This is a genomic window from Allobosea minatitlanensis, from assembly GCF_964020775.1.
The window spans coordinates 2,919,139-2,940,331 of sequence record NZ_OZ224509.1; the positions used below are offsets into that span (position 1 = coordinate 2,919,139).

Here is a 21,193-nt window from a genome sequence, read left to right on the forward strand (position 1 = left end):
CCGGGACGACATCGGCTCAACGGAAACGACAGGGAGCGGGAGGCCCATGGCCGAATTCGTCGCCTTCCTCATCGCCGGCGTCGCGACGGGTGCGATCTACGCGCTCGCCGCGATCGGCTTCACGCTGGTCTGGCAGACCTCGCAGACGATCAACTTCGCCCAGGGCGAGTTCGTCATGCTGCCGGCCGTGCTCGTCCTGCTCGCGGTCAAGCTGCTCGGCGCGCCGCTCTGGCTCGGGGCGCTCGTCGGCATCCTCGCCTTCATCCTGGTCTTCGGGCTCGGCTTCAAGGTCGTGGTCGTCGATCCGATGATCCGGCACGGCGTGCTGCCGCTCGCCATCGCGACCATGGCGCTCTCGACGATCATGAAGGAAGGCGCCAAGGACGGCTTCTCGGCCGAGGCGCAGAACTTCCCCTCCTTCGTGCCGACCGGCACCGTCGAGGTCCTCGGCGCCGCGGTCTCGCTGCAGCATGCCGCGATCATCGTCGTGGCGCTGGCGGCGATCGGCCTGCTGCAATGGTTCGTCGGCGGCACGCGGCTCGGCCGGCAGATGCAGGCGACGGCGCAGAACCCGACGGTGGCGCGCATCCTCGGCATCCCGGTCGAGCGGATGGTCCTGCTCACCTTCGTCATCAACGCCGCGCTCGCCGTGGTCGCCTCGGTGCTGATCTCGCCGCTCTATCTGGCGAAGTTCTCCAACGGCGAGACGATCGGCCTGTTCGCCTTCATCGCGGCGATCGTCGGCGGCTTCAACCAGGTGCGCGGCGCGCTGGTCGGCGGCCTGCTGATCGGCGTCGTCGACAGCTTGGCCGCGGCCTATGTCTCGACGCAGTACCGCCTCGCCGTGCCGCTGATCCTGCTCGTCGCCATCATCCTGCTCAAGCCCGAGGGGCTGATGGGCCGCAAGGAGGAGCGCCGGATATGAGCGCCCCCGCGACCGCCTCCGCCGCCCGGCCCGCAAGCCGCAGCCGCCTGCGCGACGGCGCCCTGCTCGCCCTCGTCCTCGGCGCCGCCATCCTCTGGTTCGCGCCGGCCGGAATGGGGCGCTACGGCACCTATGTGCTCTCGCTCTGGCTGGTGATGAGCATCGCCGTGATGGGGCTCAACCTGACGCTCGGCTATGCCGGCCAGACCTCGCTGGCGCAGGCCGCCTTCATGGGGCTCGGCGCCTATGCCACCGCGATCCTGACCACGACATACGGCGTCAACTGGTACGCCGCCTTCGCGCTGTCGGGCCTCCTCACCTTCTGCATCGGCATCCTGCTCGGCTTCCCGGCGCTCAGGGTGCGCACGCATTACCTCGCCTTCGTCACCCTCGCCTTCTCGACGCTGATCTGGTTGCTGCTGCGCAACGAGCAATGGCTGACCGGCGGCGTCTTCGGCATCGCCAATATCAGGCGGCCGGGCTTCTTCGGCCTCAGGCTCGACGGCGCGCTGGCGTTCCACCGCTTCCTGGTCGCCGTGACCTTCATCCTGGCGCTGGCGCTGTGGTGGCTGGTGCGCTCGCCCTGGGGCCGCGCCTTCATGGCGCTGCGCGAGAACCCGGTCCGCGCCGCCAGCCTCGGAGTCGATACGCGCGCCTACACCCTGCTCGCCTTCGCCATCGGCTCGGCCTATGGCGGCTTCGCCGGCGCGCTCTACGCGCCGCTGGTCGAGTTCATCGACCCCTCCCCCTTCTCGCTGTCGCAGAGCCTGTTCCTGCTGCTGATGGTGGTGGCCGGCGGCTCGGGCTATCTGCTCGGCCCCTTCATCGGCGCGCTGCTCGGCGTCGTGCTGCCGGAATGGCTGCGCTTCGCCGGCTCGCTCTACCTCATCATCTTCGCCAGCATCGTGCTGATATTGCTGATCATCTGCCCGCAGGGCGTCAGCGGCCTCGCCGAGCGCGGCTGGCAGGCGCTGCGGCGCGGCCGGCCCGCGGGAGGCGCGCCATGAGCCCCGTCCTCGAGGTCCACGAGCTGCACAAGGCCTTCGGCGGCATCAAGGCGGTGAACGGCGTCTCCTTCTCCGTCAGGGAGGGCGAGATCCTCGGCATCATCGGGCCGAATGGCTGCGGCAAGTCGACCCTGTTCAACTGCATCCTGGGCCAGCTCGAACCGACGCAAGGGACGGTGAAGCTCGACGGGCGCGACGTTACCAATCTGCGCCCCTCCGCGCTCAACCGGCTCGGCGTCAGCCGCACCTTCCAGCTCCTGCAGGTGTTCCCGGAGCTCTCGGTGCGCGAGAACCTGATCCTCGCCGGGCAGGAGCATCAGGGCTCGATGCTCGGGCGGCTGTTCGGGGCGCGCGATGCCGGGCTCTCCGGGAAGGCCGCGCAGATGATCGGCTTCTTCAAGCTCGGCCATCTCGCGGACGCCAAGGCCGGCGGGCTCTCCTACGGCCAGCAGAAGCTGCTCGACGCCGCGATGGCCTTCATGGCGGGGCCGCGCCTCGTGCTGCTCGACGAGCCGGCCGGCGGCGTCAACCTGACCATGCTGGGCGACCTCAAGGAGCGCCTGCGCGCCATTAATGCCGAGCAGGGCGCGACCTTTGTGGTGATCGAGCACAACATGGATTTCGTGATGAGCCTGTGCTCGCGCGTGATCGTGCTGGCCGAGGGCAGGATGCTCGCCGAAGGGACGCCGGCCGAGGTCAGGGCCAACCCCGCCGTGATCGAGGCCTATCTCGGGCATTAGATCGTCGCGCGTCGCTCCGGACGTGGTAACGACGATCTATCTTATTGCTGGTGCATCGGATTTTTCCGAAAAGCGGATTCCACTTTTCGGTCCGATGCTCTAGAGGAGCGCGGCATGACCACCCCCATCCTCGAACTCGACGGCGTCACCGGCGGCTACGGCGCCATGACCATCCTGAACGGCACCAGCTTCGCCGTGAACCGCGGCACGATCACCACCGTGATCGGCCCGAACGGCGCCGGAAAATCGACCGTGTTCAAGGCGATCTTCGGACTGCTCAAGCTGCGCGAGGGGCGCATCCGCTTCGACGGGCGCGACATCACCGGCTGGAACCAGCGCCGGCTGCTGGAAGCCGGCATCTGCTACGTCCCGCAGGGGCGCAACATCTTCCCGGAGCTGTCTGTACGCCACAATATCGAGCTCGGCGCCGTCGCGGCGGGCTCGCAGATCAGCGACATGGCGCGGCGGATCGAGGCCGCGCTCGACCGCTTCCCCGCCTTGCGCGCCAAGGCCGACCTGCAGGCCTCGACGCTGTCGGGGGGGCAGCAGAAGCAGTTGGAGATCGTGCGGGGGCTGCTGCTCGATCCCAGGCTGGTGCTGATCGACGAGCCCTCGATCGGCCTCTCGCCGCTGATGGTGCAAGAGACCTTCGCGATCCTGCGGGAATTGCGCGCCAAGGGCGTCACCATCCTGATGATCGAGCAGAACGCCCGCTCGGCACTGGAAATCTCCGACGAGGGGCTGGTGCTCGAACTCGGCCGGACCCGGATCCAGGGACCGGCGGCGGACATCCTCGCCGATCCGCGCGTCGGCCAGCTCTTCCTCGGCGGCGCGATGGGCGAAGTGGCCTGAGGCTCGACTTTGGCCGGCTTTGACAGCGGCCCCCCTTCCTGTCGGGATAGCGCCCGATCGGAAGACCGGAGCCTGCCCATGAAGATTCGCGCCGCCGTCCTGAACGAGAGCCCGGTCGCGGCTCCCTATGCGCAGAGCCGCCCGCTGCGGATCGAGGAGCTCGACCTCGCCCCGCCGGAGCATGGCGAGGTTCTGGTGCGAGTCCGCGCCGCGGGCCTGTGCCACTCCGACCTCTCGGTGATCGACGGCAACCGCCCGCGCCCGGTGCCGATGGTGCTCGGCCATGAAGCCGCCGGCGAGGTGGTCGAGACCGGCGAAGGCGTCGACGACCTGAAGCCCGGCGACCGGGTGGTGATGGTGTTCGTGCCGTCCTGCGGGCATTGCGCGCCCTGCGCCGAGGGCCGCCCCGCCCTCTGCGAGCCCGGCAACGCCGCCAATGGCCGCGGCGAGATGCTGGGCGGCGGGCGCCGGCTCTCGGTCCACGGCCAGCCGGTCCATCATCATATCGGCGTATCGGCCTTCGCCGAACATGCGGTGATCTCGCGCCGCTCGCTGGTGAAGGTCGAGGCCGACATCCCGCACGAGATCGCAGCGCTCTTCGGCTGCGCCGTGCTGACCGGGGTCGGGGCGGCGGTGAACACCGCCCGGATCAAGGCCGGCGAGACGGTCGCCGTGGTCGGGCTCGGCGGCGTCGGGCTTTCGGCGCTGCTCGGCGCCATCGCCTGCGGCGCGGCGCGCGTCATCGCCGTCGATCTCGCGCAGGACAAGCTCGATCTCGCGCTGGCGCTCGGCGCGACCGATGCCTTCAAGGCGGATATGCCGGATGCAATCGAGGCGATCAGGCAGGCGACCAAGGGCGGCGTCGATCACGGGCTGGAGATGGCGGGCTCGGTCAAGGCGCTCGACCTCGCCTACCAGATCACGAGGCGCGGCGGCACGACCACGACCGCCGGCCTCGCCAACCCGGCGCATGCGCTCTCTCTTTCGCCGGTGCGGCTGGTCGCGGAGGAGCGGACGCTGAAGGGGTCCTATGTGGGCTCCTGCGTGCCCTCGCGGGACATCCCGCGCTTCATCGCGCTCTACCAGCGCGGCAAGCTGCCGGTGGACAAGCTCTGGACCAGCTCCGGCAGCCTCGACGAGATCAATGCCGGCTTCGACGCGCTGAACGAGGGCCGGACGATCCGGCACATCGTCAGGATGTGAGAGCCTTCGCCCCTCCCCCGTCAACCCGAAGTTGCCCCGGGATGACGGTCGGGATTGTCACCCGTGCTTGTGCACGATGGTCTTGGTCGTCGCGAACTCCTCCAGCGCGATGAAACCCTTTTCGCGGCCGTGGCCGCTCTTGCCGGTGCCGCCGAAGGGCAGTTCGATGCCGCCGCCGGCGCCATAGCCGTTGATGAAGACCTGGCCGGCCCGGACGCGCTTGGAGACGCGCTGCTGGCGGCCGCCGTCCCGGGTCCAGACCGCCGCGACCAGGCCGTAATCGGTGCCGTTGGCGGCCTTGATCGCGTCCTCCTCGTCCTCGAAGGGGAACGCGGCGAGGACGGGGCCGAAGACCTCCTCCTGCTCCAGCCGGTTGCCGCGCGGGACGGGGCCGAACAGCGTCGGCGTGACATAGAAGCCGCCATTCGGCACGCCCTGCGCGATCCTGCCCTCGGCGATCACCGGGATGCCGGCCTCGCGGGTCTGGTCGATGAAGCTCTGGACGCGGCCGCGCTGCTTGGCGTTGATGACCGGGCCGCAATCGAGGTCCATCTCCGGCGTGCCGGCCTGGAGCCTGGAGAAGGCCTTGGCGACCTCGGCGACGACGTCGTCATAGATCGACTTCTGCACCAGGAGGCGGCTGCCGGCCGAGCAGGTCTGCCCGGTGTTCTGGACGATCGCCTTGCAGGCGATCGGCACGAAGGCCTCGATATCGGCGTCCTCGAAGACGATCTGCGGCGATTTTCCGCCGAGCTCCAGCGTGCAGGGGATCAGATGCTCGGCGCAGGCGTGCTGCACCATCTTGCCGACCTCGGGCGAGCCGGTGAAGGACATGAAGCCGATCCCGGGATGGGCCGAGAGCGCCGCGCCCGCCTCGTGGCCGCGGCCGGCGACGATGTTGATCGCGCCGTCCGGGAAGCCGATCTCGCTCGCCAGCTCGGCCAGGCGGAAGGCGGTGGCGCAGGCATCCTCGGCCGGCTTCAGCACCACGGCATTGCCCATGGCGAGCGAGGCGGTGAGCGAACGGCCGATCATCTGCGCCGGGTAGTTCCAGGGCAGGATATGGCCGGTGACGCCGTGCGGCTCGTGGACGACGCTGACGCTGTAGCCGTTCAGGAAGGGGATGACATGGCCGTGCACCTTGTCGGCCGCGCCGCCATAGAACTCGAAATAGCGGATGGTGGCGTCGATATCGGCGCGGGCCTGGCTCATCGGCTTGCCGGTGTCGCGGGCCTCCAGCTTCGCCAGCTCGTCGAAATGATCCTGCACCTTGACGGCGAGCTTCGCGATCAGGCGGCCGCGCTCGGCCGCCGTCAGCCGACCCCAGGCGCCGTCGAAAGCGGCGCGGGCCGCCGTCACGGCGGCATCGATGTCGGCGGCGTTGCCGCAGGCGATGCGGGCGAATTCCTCGCCGGTGGCGGGGTCGAGCTTGGCCAGGGTTTCGCCAGTCTGGCCAGCGACATAGCGGCCATTGATGAAATGTTGATTCATGTTCGTTCCCGATCGCTCAGGCCGGGTGCCAGCCCGGCGGAATCGCCCGGCAGGCTGGCCTTTCGGGCGGCAATCCACAAGAGCCGCAGGGGCCGGGCGCCCGCGCGGACGATGCAGAACCCGCTCCGCCGGAGATGGCGGAAGCCTCGCGGGACGGCTGTCGCGGCGTTCGGCAACAGAGGCCGGGCGCGGCCGCAAACGCATCCCGGCGAATTTCGAGGGGGAGCGGAAAGATATCGACAAGTATCACGGGCGATGTCCGCTCGGCGAAACCCGTTCATCGTGGAGTAGAACGCCCGCACAGGATACCATTCATTAACAGTTCTTTACCGAAGATGCCTCTTGCGCTGCGTCGGGGCGGGAAGAACCGGTAGGGCGGACGATGATGGCCGAGGCTCGCGACAACGAGCACGCGATGAAGTCCGAACTGGTCGCGGCGCTCTATGCGACGCCCGGCACCATCCTGACCGGCGCCGTCATGGTCGCGATCGTGATGGGCGCCGCCACCGTGCTGAGCGGCGGCGACCCCGCCTTCGCGCTGATGACCGCGGCGATGCTGGCCCTGGGGGCGCTGCGCCAACTGGCGCATCGGCGCTTCCTGAAGGTCGACCTCGCCAGGGCGAGCGACGCCACGATCACCCGCCTGGAACGGTCGGCGATGCTCGGCGCCTGGGCGACGGCCGGCCTCGTCTCGGCCTTCGGCTCCCATGCCGTATTGCACTACACCTACCAGCCGGTCGCCGTGCTGGCGATCGCCCAGACGATCGGCTACCTCGCCGGCATTTCGGGCCGCAACACCTCCCGCCCCCTCGTCACCCGCGTCCAGATCCTGATCGCGGCCCTGCCCTTCCTGGCCGCCCTGATCCGGACCGGCGATCCCGCCCATCTGGTGATCGGCCTCACCGTGGCGCTGACGACGGTGCTGACCTTCTCCAGCGCCCAGGTGATCCACCGCGTCTTCGTCGCGCGGCTGCGGACGGTGCGCGAGCTGGAGAGCCTCGCCGTCAGCGACACGATCACCAATCTTTACAACCGCCGCGGCTTCATGCGGGAGATCAGGGCCAAGGCGGCGACCGGGCAGCCGATCACGCTGATCTCGATCGACATCGACCGCTTCAAGGGCATCAACGACAGCTTCGGGCACGATGTCGGCGACGCGCTGCTGCACGCCTTCGGCGAGATGCTGACGCGGGAGCTCCAGCCCGGCGACATCGCCGCGCGCACCGGCGGCGACGAGTTCATGGTGGCGACGGCGCGCGACGAAGCCCATTCGGTCGCCTTCGCCCGCCGGCTGGTGCTGCTGCTCGGCGGCCAGCGCGTCCTGGCGGGCCGGCACCTCACCGCGACGGCGAGCATCGGCATCGCTCCGGCGGGCTGCGCGGAGACGATCGAGGCGGCGCTGAAATGCGTCGACATCGCGCTCTACCGCGCCAAGCTGGAAGGGCGGAACCGCTTCGTCGTCTACAGCGAAACGGTGCGGGACGAGCATGAGAGCGGGCGCGCCATCGAGGCGGAACTGCGCGAGGGCATCCGGCACGGCGAATTCGAGCTGCTCTACCAGCCGATCTACAATCCGCGCTCCGGCACGGCGACGATGGCCGAGGCGCTGCTGCGCTGGAACCATCCCGAGCGGGGGCCGATCAGCCCCGAGGTCTTCATCCCGCTGGCGGAGCGCACCGGGCTCATCACGATTCTCGGCGCCTGGGTGCTCGACGAGGCGATCCGCACCGCCCTGACCTGGCCGCGCAGCGTCGGCGTCAACGTCAATGTCTCGGCCCGCCAGTTCGATCGCGGGCACGATCTCGTCGGGCTGGTCGCGGCGCTGCTGCGCTTCCACCGCTTCGAGCCGCAGCGACTCACCATCGAGATCACGGAAAGCTCGCTGATCGACGACGCCGAGCATGTGATCGCCCGCCTCGTCGCCCTGCGGACGCTCGGCGTGCGCATCGCGCTCGACGATTTCGGCAAGGGCTATTCCTCGCTCAGCTATCTCGCCCGGCTTCCGATCGACACCATCAAGATCGACCAGGCCTTCACCCACGAGCTCGGCTCGACCCGGAAGGCCGACTACCTGATGAGCGCCATCGCCCGGCTGGCGCACGACCTGAAGCTGCGCCTGATCGTCGAAGGGGTGGAGACGCAGGAGCAGCTCGAGGCCATCCGCAAGCATGCGGCGCATGGCATCCAGGGCTTTGTTTTCGCGCGCCCGATGACAGCGGCGGAATTGCTGCCCATGATCGGCCACCGGGTGGCGACGGGGCGCGCGAAGTCGGCACGGTCGGGGGGCGGTTCCCGTAAGGGCGGACCCTTCAGCGAAGTGGCGTAGCCGCCCCGGCGCACCCGCGCGAAGCGGGGGCCTTCCATGCAGCGTCCGAACTATCCGAGCGGGAAGGACCTGCTGAGCGCGGACGCGGTCTCCCGCTTCGACCTCGACGACATCCTCGAACGGGCCGAGCGGCATCTGCAGGAGGAGGAGCGGGAGAAGGCCGGCCTTCCGCCCCTGCAGCCGCCGGCCCATCGCCGGCGCCCGAAGGTGATCGCGGCCCTGTTCGACCAGCGCAGCACGCGCACCCGGCTCGGCTTCCAGGCGGCCGCCGCCCGCCTCGGCCACCAGTCGATCGACGCCTACGACACCGATCGCGGCCGGATGGGGACGAGCACCGGCGAGACGCTCGAGGACCATATCCGCACCGTCGAGCTGTACAGCGACCTGCTGGTCGTGCGCTCGCATCTGGAGGACATGCCCTATCGCGTGGCGCGGCTGAGCCACCTGCCGGTGATCAACGCCGGCAACGGCGCCGACGAGCATCCGAGCCAGGCGCTGATCGACCTCTTCGCCATCCGCCACATGCGCGGCGCGATCGAGACGCTGTCGATCGCGCTCTCAAGCGACACCCGCGCCCGCTTCGCCGTCTCCTTCGTCAAGATGCTGCGCCTGACGCCGCCGCGGCGCTTCACCCTGTGCTGCCTGCCGGACGTGCCGATCAACCCCGCGATGCGCGAGGCGATGACCGTGCTGGCGGGGCTGGGCACCGAGATCGGCCTCGTGCACGACGTGCGCCGCACGCTCGACCACGACGTCCTCAGCATCCAGATGCAGGACATGAGCAAATTCGCCCATGCCGCGCTCGGCAGCGACGCCGTCGACAAGGAGAAGGAGACGGAGCCCTTCACCATCACCGCGCGGAAGATCCTGGACGCGCGCTCCGACACGCTGATCCTCAACCCGCTGCCGCGCTTCTCCGAGCTCGACCCCTCCTGCGACAGCCTGCCGAACGCCGGCTATTTCCGGCAGGTCGCGCTGTCGGTGCCGATGCGGATGGCGATCCTGGAGCGGATGCTCTCCGGCGTTCCCTGGACCGGGCAGGCGGCGGCGCGCTCCGCCCCGCCGCCGTGACCGGCCCGCCGGTCAGCGCGCGATCTCGAAGACCACGTTGACCTGCGTCTGATAGCTGTTCTCGCCGCTCGCCAGCGGCACCGCCATGTCGGCCGAAGCCTTGCGCATCGGCGCGGCGTAGGCGATCGGGCGCGGCGCGATCGCATTCTCCTCGATCGACAGGACAGGCCCGAGCTTGACGCCCGCCGCCTCGGCCAGGGTGCGGGCCTTGTCGAGCGCATCGGCGACGGCGCGCTTGCGCGCCTCGGTCATCGTCGCCTTCAGATCCTCGTTGACAAAGGCGATGCTGCCGCCCTGGTTGACGCCGAGGCCGACCACCTTGTCGATGACCGCGCCGGCCTCCGCGATCTTGCGGATGCGCACCGTCACCTCGTTGCCGACCGAATAGCCGACGATCCGGGGCGTCTCGGGCTTGTCGCGCGTGCCCTGCGCGTAGCGCGGCTGGATATTGAGCCGGGAGGTCTGGATGTCGCGCTCGGCGATGCCGGCCGCCTTGAGGCCGTCGAGCACCTCCTTCATCGCCGCATTGTTGGCGGTGAGCGCCTCGCGGGCCGTGGCGGCCTCGCGCAGCACGCTCAGCGTCACCACGGCAAGGTCGGGCGCCACGGAAACCTCGCCCTCGCCGACGACGCTGATGCGCGGCGCCTGGCGGCCGGCGAGCGCATCCTGCGCGGCCGCAGGCAGGGCGGGCAGCATGGCGGCGGCGAAGAGAGTGGCTCCGGCGAGCGCGGGGGCGAAGAAATTCGGCATCATGTCTCCTGTCGGTCTTGCGGCCGTTGGCGGCCGCTCCTCATGCCAAGCCGGCGATGATGTCGAAATTATCACGAAAATCGGCCGCGGACCGCATCGGCCCGCCTTCCGGCGAGGAAGGCGCCGAAACCGGCCCCGTCATCTCCGGGTGGCGAGACCGACGCCGAGGATGGTGACGGCCATGCCGGCGACCTGCAGCCCCGACAGCGTCTCCCCGAACAGCAGCCAGGCCTCGACCGCGACCAGCGCCGGCACGAGGTAGAGGAAGGTCGCGATGCGCGAGACCTCGCCGCGCCGGAGCATGAACAGATAGAGCCCGATGCTGCCGAGCGAGAGGACCACCACCGACCAGAGCAGGACCAGGACCATGGTCAGGTTCCACTCCACCCGCATCGGCTCCAGAGCCCAGGCGAAGGGGATGGTGACCAGGAAGGCGGCGGCATACTGGATCGCCGTCATCGTCCTGAGATCGCCCGAATGCACCCGCGCCTTCTGGTAGAAGGAGCCGAAGGTCACGGCGAACATGCCGGCGACGTTGACCAGGATCGGCAGGAGCACGCCCCAGAGCGCCGCCGGATCGACGCCGGCGAGCTGCGGCTGGAGCACCAGCGCGATGCCGGCGAAGCCGCAGGCGATGCCGAGCCAGCGCAGCCCGGAGATGCGCTCCCCGACGAGGACGGGCGCGAACAGCGCCGTCAGGATCGGCTGCAGCCCGGCGATCAGGCCGGAGATGCCGGCCGGCAGGCCGTGGCGCACCGCCCACCAGACGCCGGCGAGATAGACCCCGTGCAGGAGGATGCCGGTGATCGCGATGTCGATGACGGCGCGGCGGCTGCGCGGCCAGGGCGCGCCGGCCGCCAGCGCCATCAGCGTGACCAGCACCGCCGCCGTGGCGAAGCGCACCGCCAGGAAGGTCAGGGCATCGGCGTAGCGCGCCGAATAGCCGGCAACGATCCACCCCGTCGACCAGAGGAAGGTGAAGATCAGCGGCATTCCGCGCAGGAGGAGAGACGGCATCGGACCCGGAAGCTGGCGAAGGTCGTCGTCTCTACCCTCGATCCGGCGGAGGCGACAGCCCCCGGGCGCGCCCGGGCCATGTCCCCGGCAGGGAGCGGCGCGTCAGTCGCGGTCCGGCGCGCCCGGCGGGAACAGCGGGCGGAAGGGCCGCGCCTCCTCCACCGCCCGCGCGAAGGACGGGCGCGCGAGAAGCCGGGCGCGATAGGCGCGCAGATGGGCCAGGGCCGGATCGATCTCATGCACCCAGTCAGCATAGAAGAGCGCGGGAGCGGCGGCGCAGTCGGCCAGCGAGAAACCGGCGCCCGCCGCCCAGTCGTGGCCAGCGAGCTCTCCGTCGAGCCAGCGATAGGCGTCGTCCAGCATCCCGCGCGCCTTGGCCAGCCCGTAGGCATCGCGGCTTTCGGCCGGGCGCAGATGGTCGAAGACGATCTTCTGCATCGGCGTCATGACGAAATTATCGAAGAAGCGGTCGAGCATGCGGGTCCGCAGCGCCGCCTTGGGCTCGGCCGGCAGCAGCGGAACCGGGCCGGGATGGTGCAATCCGAGATGCTCGATGATGATGCTCGACTCGAACACCGGGGTCTCGCCGTCGAGCAGGACGGGCATGTGCTTCATCGGCCAGAGCGCGGCCCATTCGGCCCCGGCGGCGGGGTCCTCCGGCCCGAGCCGGCGATAATCGAACGGGGTCCCGTTCTCGTAGAGCGCGGTCAGCACCTTCTGGCAATAGGACGAGAACGGGTGGGCATAGAGCGTCAGGGACACGGCGATCCTCCGATCCGGGCGACGGTCGCCCACCCTACCCTCCGGCCCGCTTCCGTCCAAGATGCCGGCCCTGGGCGCGAGATCCCGCGGCGGAGCCGCGATCTTGCCGTTTCCTTCATCGTTTCGGGCGATCCTGGCCTCACTGGAACGGAGCGGGTGCGATGCGCGGTCTGCTGATGATGGTCGGTTTCCCGGACCTGCCGCTGCTGTCGCTCGTGCTGGTGCTGACGATGATCGTGCTCGGCGCGATGATGTTCGGCTGGATCGCCGATCTGCTGCTCGCCGACAGCGCCTTCGGCACCGCCCTCAACACCGGCATCCTGCTCGTCGGCGCCTTCTGCGGGGCCTGGCTCTGGCACCGCTACGGGGTCAGGACCCCGTTCGACCCCGACGCCGTCCGGGCCGGGGCCGCCACGGGCGCGGGCCTCGCGCTGCTGCTCGCCCTGACGGCGGTGAAACGCTGAAGCGGCGGCTGGAGTCCCGGGCTGAATACCCTGTTCAGCCCGAGGCGCCAGCTCTTTGATTCGACGCCGGCTTTTCCCGAAAATCGCGTTCCGCTTTTCGGGCCGACGCTTTAGCCGCCGCGGCTGGCGGCGAGCATGTAGTTCACATCCATGTCCCGCGACGTGGCCCAGCGCCCGCTCAGCGGGTTGAAGACGACGCCGGTCTGCGTGCCGAGGGCGAAGCCGCCGGCTTCGATGGCCGCGCCGAGCTCGTCGGGGGTGACGAACTTCTCCCAGTCATGCGTGCCCCTGGGCAGCCATTTCAGCACGTATTCGGCGCCGACGATGGCGAGCGCATAGGACTTCAGGGTCCGGTTGATCGTCGCCATCACCAGCAGTCCATCGGGCTTCACCGCCGCGCAGCAGGCCGCGACGAAAGCCGCGACGTCCGCGACATGCTCGACCACCTCCATCGCCAGCACGATGTCGAAGCGCCGGCCGGAGGCGACCACCGCCTCGATCGTCTCCTCACGGTAGTCGATCGAAAGCCCGCTCCTCCCGGCATGGGCGCGGGCGACGGCGATGTTGGTCGGGGCCGGGTCGAGCCCGGTCACCGCGGCGCCGAGCCGGGCCAGCGGCTCGGAGAGCACGCCGCCGCCGCAGCCGATATCGACCAGGCTCAGGCCCTCGAGCGCCCGCATCCGCCGCGGGTCGCGCCCGAAATGGGCGCAGGCCTCGTCGCGGACGAAGGCGAGGCGCACGGGGTTGAACTTGTGCAGGACCGCCATCGGCCCCTGCTGGTCCCACCAGTCGCGCGCGATCGCGTCGAAGCGCGCGACCTCCTCCGGGTCGATCGTCGAGCCAGAGCGTTCGGTCGCTGCCACCATGAGCCGGTCCTTCATTGCCGCGATGCCGCATTGACACGGCGCCTGCCGCCCGTCATCTACACCCGCCCCGCCGCCAGTGCGAGGGCGACGTTTCGACCCGGCCCAACGACCGGGCAGCTATCGAGAGTCCGAAGACCGTCATGGCCCGTCTGGTGATGAAATTCGGCGGCACCTCCGTCGCCACTGTCGAGCGCATCAAGAACGCGGCCCGCCACGTCAAACGCGAGTTCGACGCCGGCAACCAGGTGGCGGTCGTGGTCTCGGCGATGTCGGGCAAGACCAATGAGCTCGTCGCCTGGTGCAAGGAGGCGGCCCCGCTCTACGACCAGGCCGAATACGACACCGTCGTCGCCTCGGGCGAGCAGGTCACCTCCGGGCTGATGGCCATGGTGCTCAAGGAAATGGGCATGCCGGCCCGCTCCTGGCAGGGCTGGCAGATCCCGATCTACGGCTCCGACGCGCATGGCGCGGCCCGCATCGTCGACATCGACGGCTCCGGCATCATCGCCGGCTTCGACCGCGAGCGGGAAATCGCCGTCTGCTCGGGCTTCCAGGGCGTCCATGCCGAGAGCCGCCGCATCGTCACGCTCGGCCGCGGCGGCTCCGACACCAGCGCGGTGGCGCTGGCCGCCGGGCTCAAGGCCGATCGCTGCGACATCTACACCGATGTCGACGGCGTCTACACCACCGATCCGCGCATCGTCCCCAAGGCGAAGCGCCTGGACAAGGTCTCCTTCGAGGAGATGCTCGAGATGGCCTCCCTCGGCTCGAAGGTGCTGCAGGTGCGCTCCGTCGAGATCGGGATGCTGCATCGCGTGCCGACCTATGTCCGCTCCTCCTTCGACGACCCCGACAACCCCAACCCTGGCACCCTCATCTGCGACGAGGACGACATCGTGGAACAGCAGATCGTCACCGGCATCGCCTTCTCCCGGGACGAAGCCCAGATCACGCTCCGGCGCGTGGCCGACAAGCCCGGCGTCGCCGCCGCGATCTTCGGACCGCTCGCCGACGCCAACATCAATGTCGACATGATCATCCAGGTCGTCTCCGACGACCGGGCGACCACCGACATCACCTTCACGGTGCCGACGGCCGATTACGAACGCGCCCGCAAGCTGCTCGAGAGCAAGCACGACAGCATCGCCTATCAGGACCTCCAGGGCGCGACCGAGGTGGTGAAGATCTCGGCCATCGGCATCGGCATGCGCTCGCATGCCGGCGTCGCCGCCCGCGCCTTCCGCGCGCTGGCCGAGAAGGGCATCAACATCCGCGCCATCACCACCTCCGAGATCAAGTTCTCGGTGCTGATCGACGCCGCCTATACCGAGCTCGCGGTGCGCACGCTGCACTCGCTCTACGGGCTCGACGCGGCCTGAGGCGCCGCGCCGTCATTCGCGAGGGCGGGCATGAGCGGCCTGGACACGCCCCTCGGATGAAGATTCGGACGGCCGGGACAGACCCGGCCGTGACCGCTGCGGCGCGCCCGGCCGGCCCCTCACTCGGCCGGGTGCGGCGGAGCCCGCTTCGTTCCGCGGAACAGGCCCCCGAGCTTCACCAGACCGTCCGAAAGCCTGTCCATGTAAAGGAACAGGACGGGGGTGATGAACAGCGTCAGCACCTGGCTGATCATCAGGCCGCCGACCACGGCGATGCCGAGCGGCTGGCGCAGTTCGGCGCTGGCGCCGGCGCCGACCGCGATCGGCAGCGTGCCCATCAGCGCCGCCAGCGTCGTCATCAGGATCGGCCTGAAGCGCATGACGCAGGCCTTGTGGATCGCCTCCTGCGCCGTCATGCCCTCGCGCCGGAGCACGAGCGCCACGTCGATCATCATGATCGCGTTCTTCTTGACGATGCCGATCAGCATCAGCAGGCCGATGATGGCGATGACCGAGAGGTCGAGGTCGAACAGCCTGAGCGCCCCGAGCGCGCCGATCGCCGCCGATGGCAGACCGGTCAGGATGGTCAGCGGATGGATGAAGCTCTCGTAGAGAATGCCGAGCACGATGTAGATCGTCAGGATCGCGCCGGCGATCAGCAGCCCCTGGTTCGCCAGCGAATCCTGGAAGACCTTGGCCGTGCCGGCGAGCGTCGTCGAGAGCGACTTCGGCAGGTTGATCTGCTCCTTGATGGCCTCGATGCGGTTGACGCTGTCGCCGAGCGCGATCCCCGCCGGCAGGTTGTAGGAGATCGTCACCGCCGGAAGCTGGCCGAGCTGGTTGACCGTGAGCTGGCCCGCCGTGCGCTCGACCCTGGCGAAGGCGCCGAGCGGCACGAGCGTGCCTGATTTGGTGCGCACGCGGATGCCGTTGAGCCGCTCCGGCGTCCACTGGTCGTTGGGGTTGAACTCGACCACCACCTCGTAGCTGTCGCCGGTGGTGTAGATGGTCGAGACCTGGCGGACGCCGAAACCGGAATAGAGCGTCGAGCGCAGGATGTCCGAGCCGATGCCGAGCTGGTTCGCCTTGTCGCGGTCGATGATGACGGTGGCCTGCAAGGCGTTGTTCTGCAGGTCCGTCGTCACGTCGAGGAAGGTCTGGGGCTCGCGGCTCATCGCATCGGCGAGGCGCAGCGACCAGTCGTTCATCAGCTTCTGGTCGAGGCCCTGGACGACGAGCTGGTACTGGCTCTTCGAGGAGCGCGCGCCGATGCGCAGGTTCTGCACCGGCGTCATATAGGTGTTGATGCCCGGCACCTGGGCGAGGTCGCGGCGGAGCGAGGCGAGCACGACATTGAGCTTCGGCCGCTTGTCCTGCGGCTTCAGCTCGACGAAGAGGCGCCCGGCATTGAGCGCGCCGGCGCTGCCGGCGGTCGCGCCGACGCTGGAGGCGACATGCGCGACATAGGGCGACTGCAGGAAGATGTCGGCGACCTGGCGCTGCAGCTTCTGCATGGCGTCGAAGGAGACGTCCTGCCGCGCCTCGGTCGAGACCTGGAGCTGGCCGATATCCTCCTGCGGGAAGAAGCCCTTCGGCGTCGTCTGGAGGAGCCAGACGGTGCCGGCCATGGTCAGGAAGAAGGCGAGCAGCATCAGCGGCTGGAAGCGCAGGCAGACGGCGAGCCCGCGGTCATAGCCGCGGACGATGGCATCGAAGCCTTTCTCGAGCCAGCGGCCGACCGCATTCTCCTGATGATGCTCGCCATAGCCCGAAAGCAGGCGCGAGCAGAGCATCGGCGTCAGCGTCAGCGAGACGAAGGCCGAGGCCAGGATCGAGACCGTCACCACCACCGCGAACTCGTTGAAGATGCGGCCGATGACGCCGCCCATCAGCAGCACGGGGATGAAGACCGCGACCAGCGAGAGCGAGATCGAGATGATGGTGAAGCCGATCTCGCCGGCGCCCTTGAGCGCGGCGTCGAAGGCGCTGAGCCCGTCCTCCTCCATATGGCGGACGATGTTCTCCAGCATGACGATGGCGTCGTCGACGACGAGGCCGACGGAAAGCGTCAGCCCGAGCAGGGAGATGTTGTCGATCGAGAAGCCGAAGAGATACATCGCCGCCAGCGTGGCGATGACCGAGATCGGCACCGCCACCGCCGGGATGAAGGTCGCGGCGAGCCGGCGCAGGAAGACGAAGATCACCATCACGACGAGCACGACGGTGAGCAGCAGCGTGAACTGCACGTCCTCCACCGCCTGGCGGATCGAGGTCGAGCGGTCGTTGAGCAGCGAGAGCGAGGCGGCCGCCGGCAACTGCTCCTCGAAGGCCGGGATCATCGCCCTGACCCGGTCGACCACCTCGACGGTATTGGCGTCGGGCTGGCGCTGCACCGCGAGCACGATCGCCGGGATGCCGTCGTACTGGCTGCGGGTCTGGGTGTTCTCGACCGAATCGACCACCTTGGCGACGTCGCCGAGGCGCACCGGCTTGCCCGAGCGCGTGGTGATGATGACGTTGGCGAACTGGGCCGCGTTGGCGAGCTGGGTATGCGCCTCGATGGTGAGCTGCTGGGCGCTGTTCTGGATGGTGCCGACCGGCGTGTTGGCGTTGGTCGCGGTGATCGCGGCCTGCAATTCGTCGAGGCCGATGCCGCGCGCGGCGAGCGCGGTCGGGTCGATCTGGATGCGCACCGCATATTTCTGGCTGCCGAAGATCAGCACCTGGGCGACGCCGTCGACGGTCGAGAGCGCCGGCGAGATCACCTGCTGGGCGAAGGCGTCGAGATCGGAGAGCGGGATGACCTCGCTCTTCAGCGCCATCAGGATGATCGGAGCGTCGGCCGGGTTCACCTTGCGGTAGCTCGGCGGCGTCGTCATCTCGATCGGGAGCTGCTTCTGGGTGCGGGTGATCGCCGCCTGCACGTTGGCCGCGGCGGCGTCGATGTCACGGTTGAGCACGAACTGGATGGCGATCGAGGTCGCGCCCTGGGAATTGGTCGTCGCGATCGAATCGATGCCGGCGATGGTCGCGAACTGCTTGATCAGCGGGGTCGCGACCGAGGTCGCCATGGTGTCGGGCGAGGCGCCGGGGAGCTGGGCCGAGACGTTGACCACCGGAAACTCGGCGCGCGGCAGCGCCGCGACGGGCAGGAAGCGATAGGCGAACGTCCCGGCCAGCACCAGCGCGACCGACATCAGGATGGTCGCGACCGGGTGCCTGATGCAGAAGGACGAGACGTTCACGAGCGCGCTCCCTCCGCGACCGGCGTGCCCTGCGGCGGCTTCTCGCCGGTCGCCTCGCGCTCGCGCACCTTCGTGCCCTGCTTCAGGCGCATCTGGCCGTCGGTGACGACGCGCTCGCCCGGCGCCACGCCTTCCGTCACCGCGGTCTTGCCGCCATCGCTGAGGGCGACCTTGATCTGGCGCAGGTCGACCGTCGAATCCGCCTTGACGACAAAGACATAAGCGCCCTTCTGGCCGGTCTGCACCGCGACGGTGGGGATCACGGTGACGCCCCGCAGCGTGTCCGGGATGAACTCGACATCGACATACTGGCCCGGCCAGAGGCGCAGATCGTCATTGGGGAAGGCGGCCTTGGCCGTGATCGTGCCCGAGGTGATGTCGACATTGGAATCGACGAAGTTGAGCCGGCCTTCGGCCGACTGGTCGGGCGATTGCGGGATCCGCGCCCTGACCACGGCCGGCGGCGTGGCGTGGAGCGCGGCCTGGAGGGTCGGCAGCTCGCTTTCAGGCATGGCGAAGGAGACGCGCAGCGGCTTCATCTGCGTGATCGTCAGCAGGCCGGTATTGCCGCTGTTGCTGCTGTTGGCGCTGACGAGGTTGCCCGGCGTCACCGTCACCGCGCCGATGCGGCCGTCGATCGGGGCGAGGATGCGGGTATAGCTCAGCTTCAGCCGGTCAGCGTCGAGGGTCGCGTGGTCGGCCTGGATCGAGGCGGCCGAGCTGCGCTCGTCCGCCGTCGCCTGGTCGACCTGCGCCTGGGTGCCGGCATTGCGGGCGAAAAGCTGCTTGTAGCGGTCGAGGTCGGCGAGGTTGCGGGTATGGGTCGCCTCGTCCTTGGCCAGCATCGCCTCGTCCTTGGCGATCTGGGCCTTGATGTCGCGGTCGTCGAGGGTGAAGAGCAGGTCGCCGGACTTGACGAACTGGCCGTCGCTGACGTGCTGGGCGACGATCTGGCTGTCGATGCGCGATTTCACCACCACGCTGGCGGGCGTCTCGACGAAGCCGATCGCATGCTTGCGGACCGGGAAATCGGCCTGCTCCGCCGTCGCCGTGGTCACGGAGATGGCGCCGCCGCCGCGCCCGGCCCGCGCGCCCTGCGACGCCCCCTCCCCGTGCGAGCGCCAATACCAGACGCCCGCCGCGGCGGCGACCAAGACGACGCCGACAAGGAATCCTGAACGCTTCATGCTGGCTCCACCCGTTCAGGCCATGCGATCAGCCGCAAGCGGCGGCTGGGGTCTGTCCTCGCCCCGCGGGGGGCGGATCCGCTCGCGGATCGCGCCGAGCGTCTCCAGCGCCGACAGCACCGCCTCGTCCCCGACCTCGCCGAGCAATTCCTGGGCGATGGCGCCGCGAACGTCGTCGAGATCGTCGACCAGCCGCCGGCCGGCCGGGGTCAGATAGAGCAGATAGGCGCGCCGGTCGGCCGGGTTTTCCCGGCGCTCGATCAGATTCTGGCCCTGCAGCCGGTCGAGCAGGCGCGCCAGCGAGATCGGCTGGAGGTCCATCTGCTCGGCCAGGGCGGCCTGGTTCAGCCCCTCCTGGCGGCGCAGGCGCGCGAGCACGCCCCATTGCGCCCGCGTCGTGCCGTGCTCGCGCGCGCGCTGGTCGACATAGGTCCGCATCAGACGCGAGGTTTCGACAAGCTGAAACATCAGCTCCCTTCGCAGGGGGCGCTTCATCAACGGACCTCCAATCGTAAGCCTGCTTATGGTAAGTCAGATTGCGGCGGTTTTATAGTGCCGATCTCGCAACTGCGAAAATTTCGGCACGGGGCCGGAGCAGCGCATCGCTCGCGCCGTCGCACGGCAGGATCGCCAGGCCGGGACGCCGGCGGCGCCAGGCGCCGCAGGTCCGCCAGGCCTCGGGCCGGCAGGCGGGACGCGATGCGTTCCTGCACTGTCCGGGGAGCGCGCTTGCGTGAACGGCCCTAGCCGCTCGCGGCCTTCCCCTCCTACAGTGGCGGCGACCCGATCCTGCCCAGAGCCTCCCGCCCCATGAGTCAGCTTTTCAGCCCCTATCAGCTCGGCAACCTTCCGCTTGCCAACCGCATCGTGATCGCGCCGATGTGCCAGTACTCGGCCGAGAACGGCAATGCCAGCGACTGGCACACCATCCATCTCGGCCATCTCGCCCTGTCGGGCGCGGCCCTGCTCATCATCGAGGCGACGGCGGTGGAGCCGGAAGGGCGGATCAGCCCCTTCGATGTCGGCCTGTGGTCGGACGAGAACGAGGCGGCGCTGGCGAAGGTGCTGGAGGCGGCGCGGCGCTGGTCGGACATGCCGATCGGCATCCAGCTCGCCCATGCCGGCCGCAAGGCCTCCGTCGCCCAGCCCTGGCATGGCGGCGCCCAGCTCGGCCCCGACCAGGGCGGCTGGACCGTCTCGGCGCCTTCCGCGATCGGCTTCGAATCCTATCCCCGGCCGCCGCGCGCGCTCGGCCGCGACGACATCGCCCGCCTCGTCGAGGCCTTCGCGGCGGCGGCGAGACGCTCGGTGCGGCTCGGCCTCGCCGCGATCGAGCTTCATGGCGCGCATGGTTATCTGATGCACCAGTTCCTCTCGCCGCTCTCCAACAGGCGCGAGGATGAATATGGCGGCTCGCTCGAGAACCGGATGCGCTTCCCGCTCGAGGTCTACGAGGCGGTGCGCGCGACGGTGCCCTCCGGCTATCCGGTCGGCTTCCGCATTTCCGGGACCGACTGGGTCGAGGGCGGCTGGGACATCGAGCAGAGCATCGCCTTCGCCAGGGCCATCCAGGCGCGCGGCGCCGATTTCATCCATGTCTCGAGCGGCGGGCTGTCCGCGGCGCAGAAAATCCCGCTCGGCCCGAGCTACCAGGTGCCGCTGGCGCGCGCGATCAAGCAGGCGACGGGCCTGCCGACCATCGCGGTCGGCCTGATCACGGAGCCCGAGCAGGCGGAGGCCATCGTCGGCACCGGCGAGGCCGACCTCGTCGGGCTGGCGCGCGGCATCCTCTACGATCCGCGCTGGCCCTGGCATGCGGCGGCGGCGCTCGGCGCCAGCGTCAAGGCGCCCGAGCAGTATCTGCGCTCGCAGCCGCGGCAATATCCCAAGCTGTTCGCCTGAGCCCGC

General features: G+C 69.3%; 18 protein-coding genes. 10 read left to right on the forward strand and 8 right to left on the reverse strand.

Features of this window, described 5'->3' with window-relative positions; all coding sequences use genetic code 11:
- Positions 1-46: 46 nt before the first annotated feature.
- The 5 genes from ACWH43_RS14325 to ACWH43_RS14345 all read left to right on the forward strand — a co-directional run bounded on the left by ACWH43_RS14325 (position 47) and on the right by ACWH43_RS14345 (position 4,727).
- Complete coding sequence (locus tag ACWH43_RS14325) at positions 47-925, forward strand: branched-chain amino acid ABC transporter permease (RefSeq protein ID WP_158448064.1); 879 nt, start codon at positions 47-49, stop codon at positions 923-925.
- Positions 922-1,932 carry a branched-chain amino acid ABC transporter permease gene (locus tag ACWH43_RS14330; RefSeq protein ID WP_260347889.1) on the forward strand — a complete coding sequence of 337 codons (1,011 nt, stop codon included), beginning with the start codon at positions 922-924 and terminating at the stop codon, positions 1,930-1,932. Before ACWH43_RS14325 ends, ACWH43_RS14330 begins: the two co-directional genes overlap by 4 nt.
- Positions 1,929-2,672 carry an ABC transporter ATP-binding protein gene (locus ACWH43_RS14335; protein ID WP_158448063.1) on the forward strand — a complete coding sequence of 248 codons (744 nt, stop codon included), beginning with the start codon at positions 1,929-1,931 and terminating at the stop codon, positions 2,670-2,672. Before ACWH43_RS14330 ends, ACWH43_RS14335 begins: the two co-directional genes overlap by 4 nt.
- A 114-nt stretch (positions 2,673-2,786) precedes the next feature.
- Positions 2,787-3,524, forward strand: coding sequence for an ABC transporter ATP-binding protein (locus ACWH43_RS14340; RefSeq protein WP_158444685.1), 738 nt, complete (start codon positions 2,787-2,789; stop codon positions 3,522-3,524).
- 78 nt (positions 3,525-3,602) lie between these two features.
- Positions 3,603-4,727: a zinc-dependent alcohol dehydrogenase family protein gene (locus tag ACWH43_RS14345; RefSeq protein WP_158444684.1), complete on the forward strand. Its 1,125-nt coding sequence runs from the start codon at positions 3,603-3,605 to the stop codon at positions 4,725-4,727.
- A 57-nt stretch (positions 4,728-4,784) separates the two neighbouring features.
- Here the strand turns inward: ACWH43_RS14345 and ACWH43_RS14350 are convergent, their stop codons facing one another.
- Positions 4,785-6,218, reverse strand: coding sequence for an aldehyde dehydrogenase family protein (locus ACWH43_RS14350; protein ID WP_158444683.1), 1,434 nt, complete (start codon positions 6,216-6,218; stop codon positions 4,785-4,787).
- A 415-nt stretch (positions 6,219-6,633) separates the two neighbouring features.
- On the opposite strand from ACWH43_RS14350, the gene ACWH43_RS14355 reads away from it, so the two are divergent.
- Both ACWH43_RS14355 and ACWH43_RS14360 read left to right on the forward strand, forming a co-directional pair.
- A complete protein-coding gene (locus ACWH43_RS14355) occupies positions 6,634-8,544 on the forward strand; it encodes a putative bifunctional diguanylate cyclase/phosphodiesterase (protein ID WP_158444682.1) in 1,911 nt (636 codons plus the stop codon).
- A 36-nt stretch (positions 8,545-8,580) separates the two neighbouring features.
- Entirely contained in the window at positions 8,581-9,615 is a 1,035-nt protein-coding gene (locus ACWH43_RS14360; RefSeq protein WP_158444681.1) for a hypothetical protein, read from the forward strand.
- A 12-nt stretch (positions 9,616-9,627) separates the two neighbouring features.
- On the opposite strand, the gene ACWH43_RS14365 is transcribed toward ACWH43_RS14360, so the two are convergent.
- From ACWH43_RS14365 to ACWH43_RS14375, 3 genes are all read right to left on the reverse strand, one after another.
- Complete coding sequence (locus ACWH43_RS14365; protein ID WP_375796988.1) at positions 9,628-10,368, reverse strand: SIMPL domain-containing protein; 741 nt, start codon at positions 10,366-10,368, stop codon at positions 9,628-9,630.
- Between the two features lie 135 nt (positions 10,369-10,503).
- Positions 10,504-11,382: a DMT family transporter gene (locus ACWH43_RS14370; RefSeq protein WP_158444679.1), complete on the reverse strand. Its 879-nt coding sequence runs from the start codon at positions 11,380-11,382 to the stop codon at positions 10,504-10,506.
- A 102-nt stretch (positions 11,383-11,484) separates the two neighbouring features.
- Entirely contained in the window at positions 11,485-12,144 is a 660-nt protein-coding gene (locus ACWH43_RS14375; protein WP_158444678.1) for a glutathione S-transferase family protein, read from the reverse strand.
- A gap of 161 nt (positions 12,145-12,305) precedes the next feature.
- On the opposite strand from ACWH43_RS14375, the gene ACWH43_RS14380 reads away from it, so the two are divergent.
- The gene (locus tag ACWH43_RS14380; RefSeq protein WP_158444677.1) at positions 12,306-12,608 is read left to right on the forward strand and encodes a hypothetical protein; all 303 of its coding nucleotides are present in this window, start codon (positions 12,306-12,308) and stop codon (positions 12,606-12,608) included.
- A 110-nt stretch (positions 12,609-12,718) separates the two neighbouring features.
- Here the strand turns inward: ACWH43_RS14380 and ubiG are convergent, their stop codons facing one another.
- A complete protein-coding gene (ubiG, locus tag ACWH43_RS14385; protein WP_158444676.1) occupies positions 12,719-13,474 on the reverse strand; it encodes a bifunctional 2-polyprenyl-6-hydroxyphenol methylase/3-demethylubiquinol 3-O-methyltransferase UbiG in 756 nt (251 codons plus the stop codon).
- A gap of 140 nt (positions 13,475-13,614) precedes the next feature.
- Between ubiG and ACWH43_RS14390 the strand changes: the two genes are divergently transcribed.
- The gene (locus ACWH43_RS14390) at positions 13,615-14,853 is read left to right on the forward strand and encodes an aspartate kinase (protein ID WP_158444675.1); all 1,239 of its coding nucleotides are present in this window, start codon (positions 13,615-13,617) and stop codon (positions 14,851-14,853) included.
- Between the two features lie 119 nt (positions 14,854-14,972).
- Here the strand turns inward: ACWH43_RS14390 and ACWH43_RS14395 are convergent, their stop codons facing one another.
- From ACWH43_RS14395 to ACWH43_RS14405, 3 genes are read right to left on the reverse strand one after another with little or no spacing between them, the layout of a single operon-like run.
- Complete coding sequence (locus tag ACWH43_RS14395; RefSeq protein ID WP_448153523.1) at positions 14,973-18,098, reverse strand: efflux RND transporter permease subunit; 3,126 nt, start codon at positions 18,096-18,098, stop codon at positions 14,973-14,975.
- Complete coding sequence (locus tag ACWH43_RS14400) at positions 18,095-19,285, reverse strand: efflux RND transporter periplasmic adaptor subunit (protein WP_158444673.1); 1,191 nt, start codon at positions 19,283-19,285, stop codon at positions 18,095-18,097. Before ACWH43_RS14400 ends, ACWH43_RS14395 begins: the two co-directional genes overlap by 4 nt.
- A 15-nt stretch (positions 19,286-19,300) precedes the next feature.
- A complete protein-coding gene (locus ACWH43_RS14405; protein WP_260347890.1) occupies positions 19,301-19,753 on the reverse strand; it encodes a MarR family winged helix-turn-helix transcriptional regulator in 453 nt (150 codons plus the stop codon).
- Positions 19,754-20,095: 342 nt separating this feature from the next.
- Between ACWH43_RS14405 and ACWH43_RS14410 the strand changes: the two genes are divergently transcribed.
- A complete protein-coding gene (locus ACWH43_RS14410; RefSeq protein WP_158444671.1) occupies positions 20,096-21,187 on the forward strand; it encodes an NADH:flavin oxidoreductase/NADH oxidase in 1,092 nt (363 codons plus the stop codon).
- Positions 21,188-21,193: the final 6 nt, after the last annotated feature.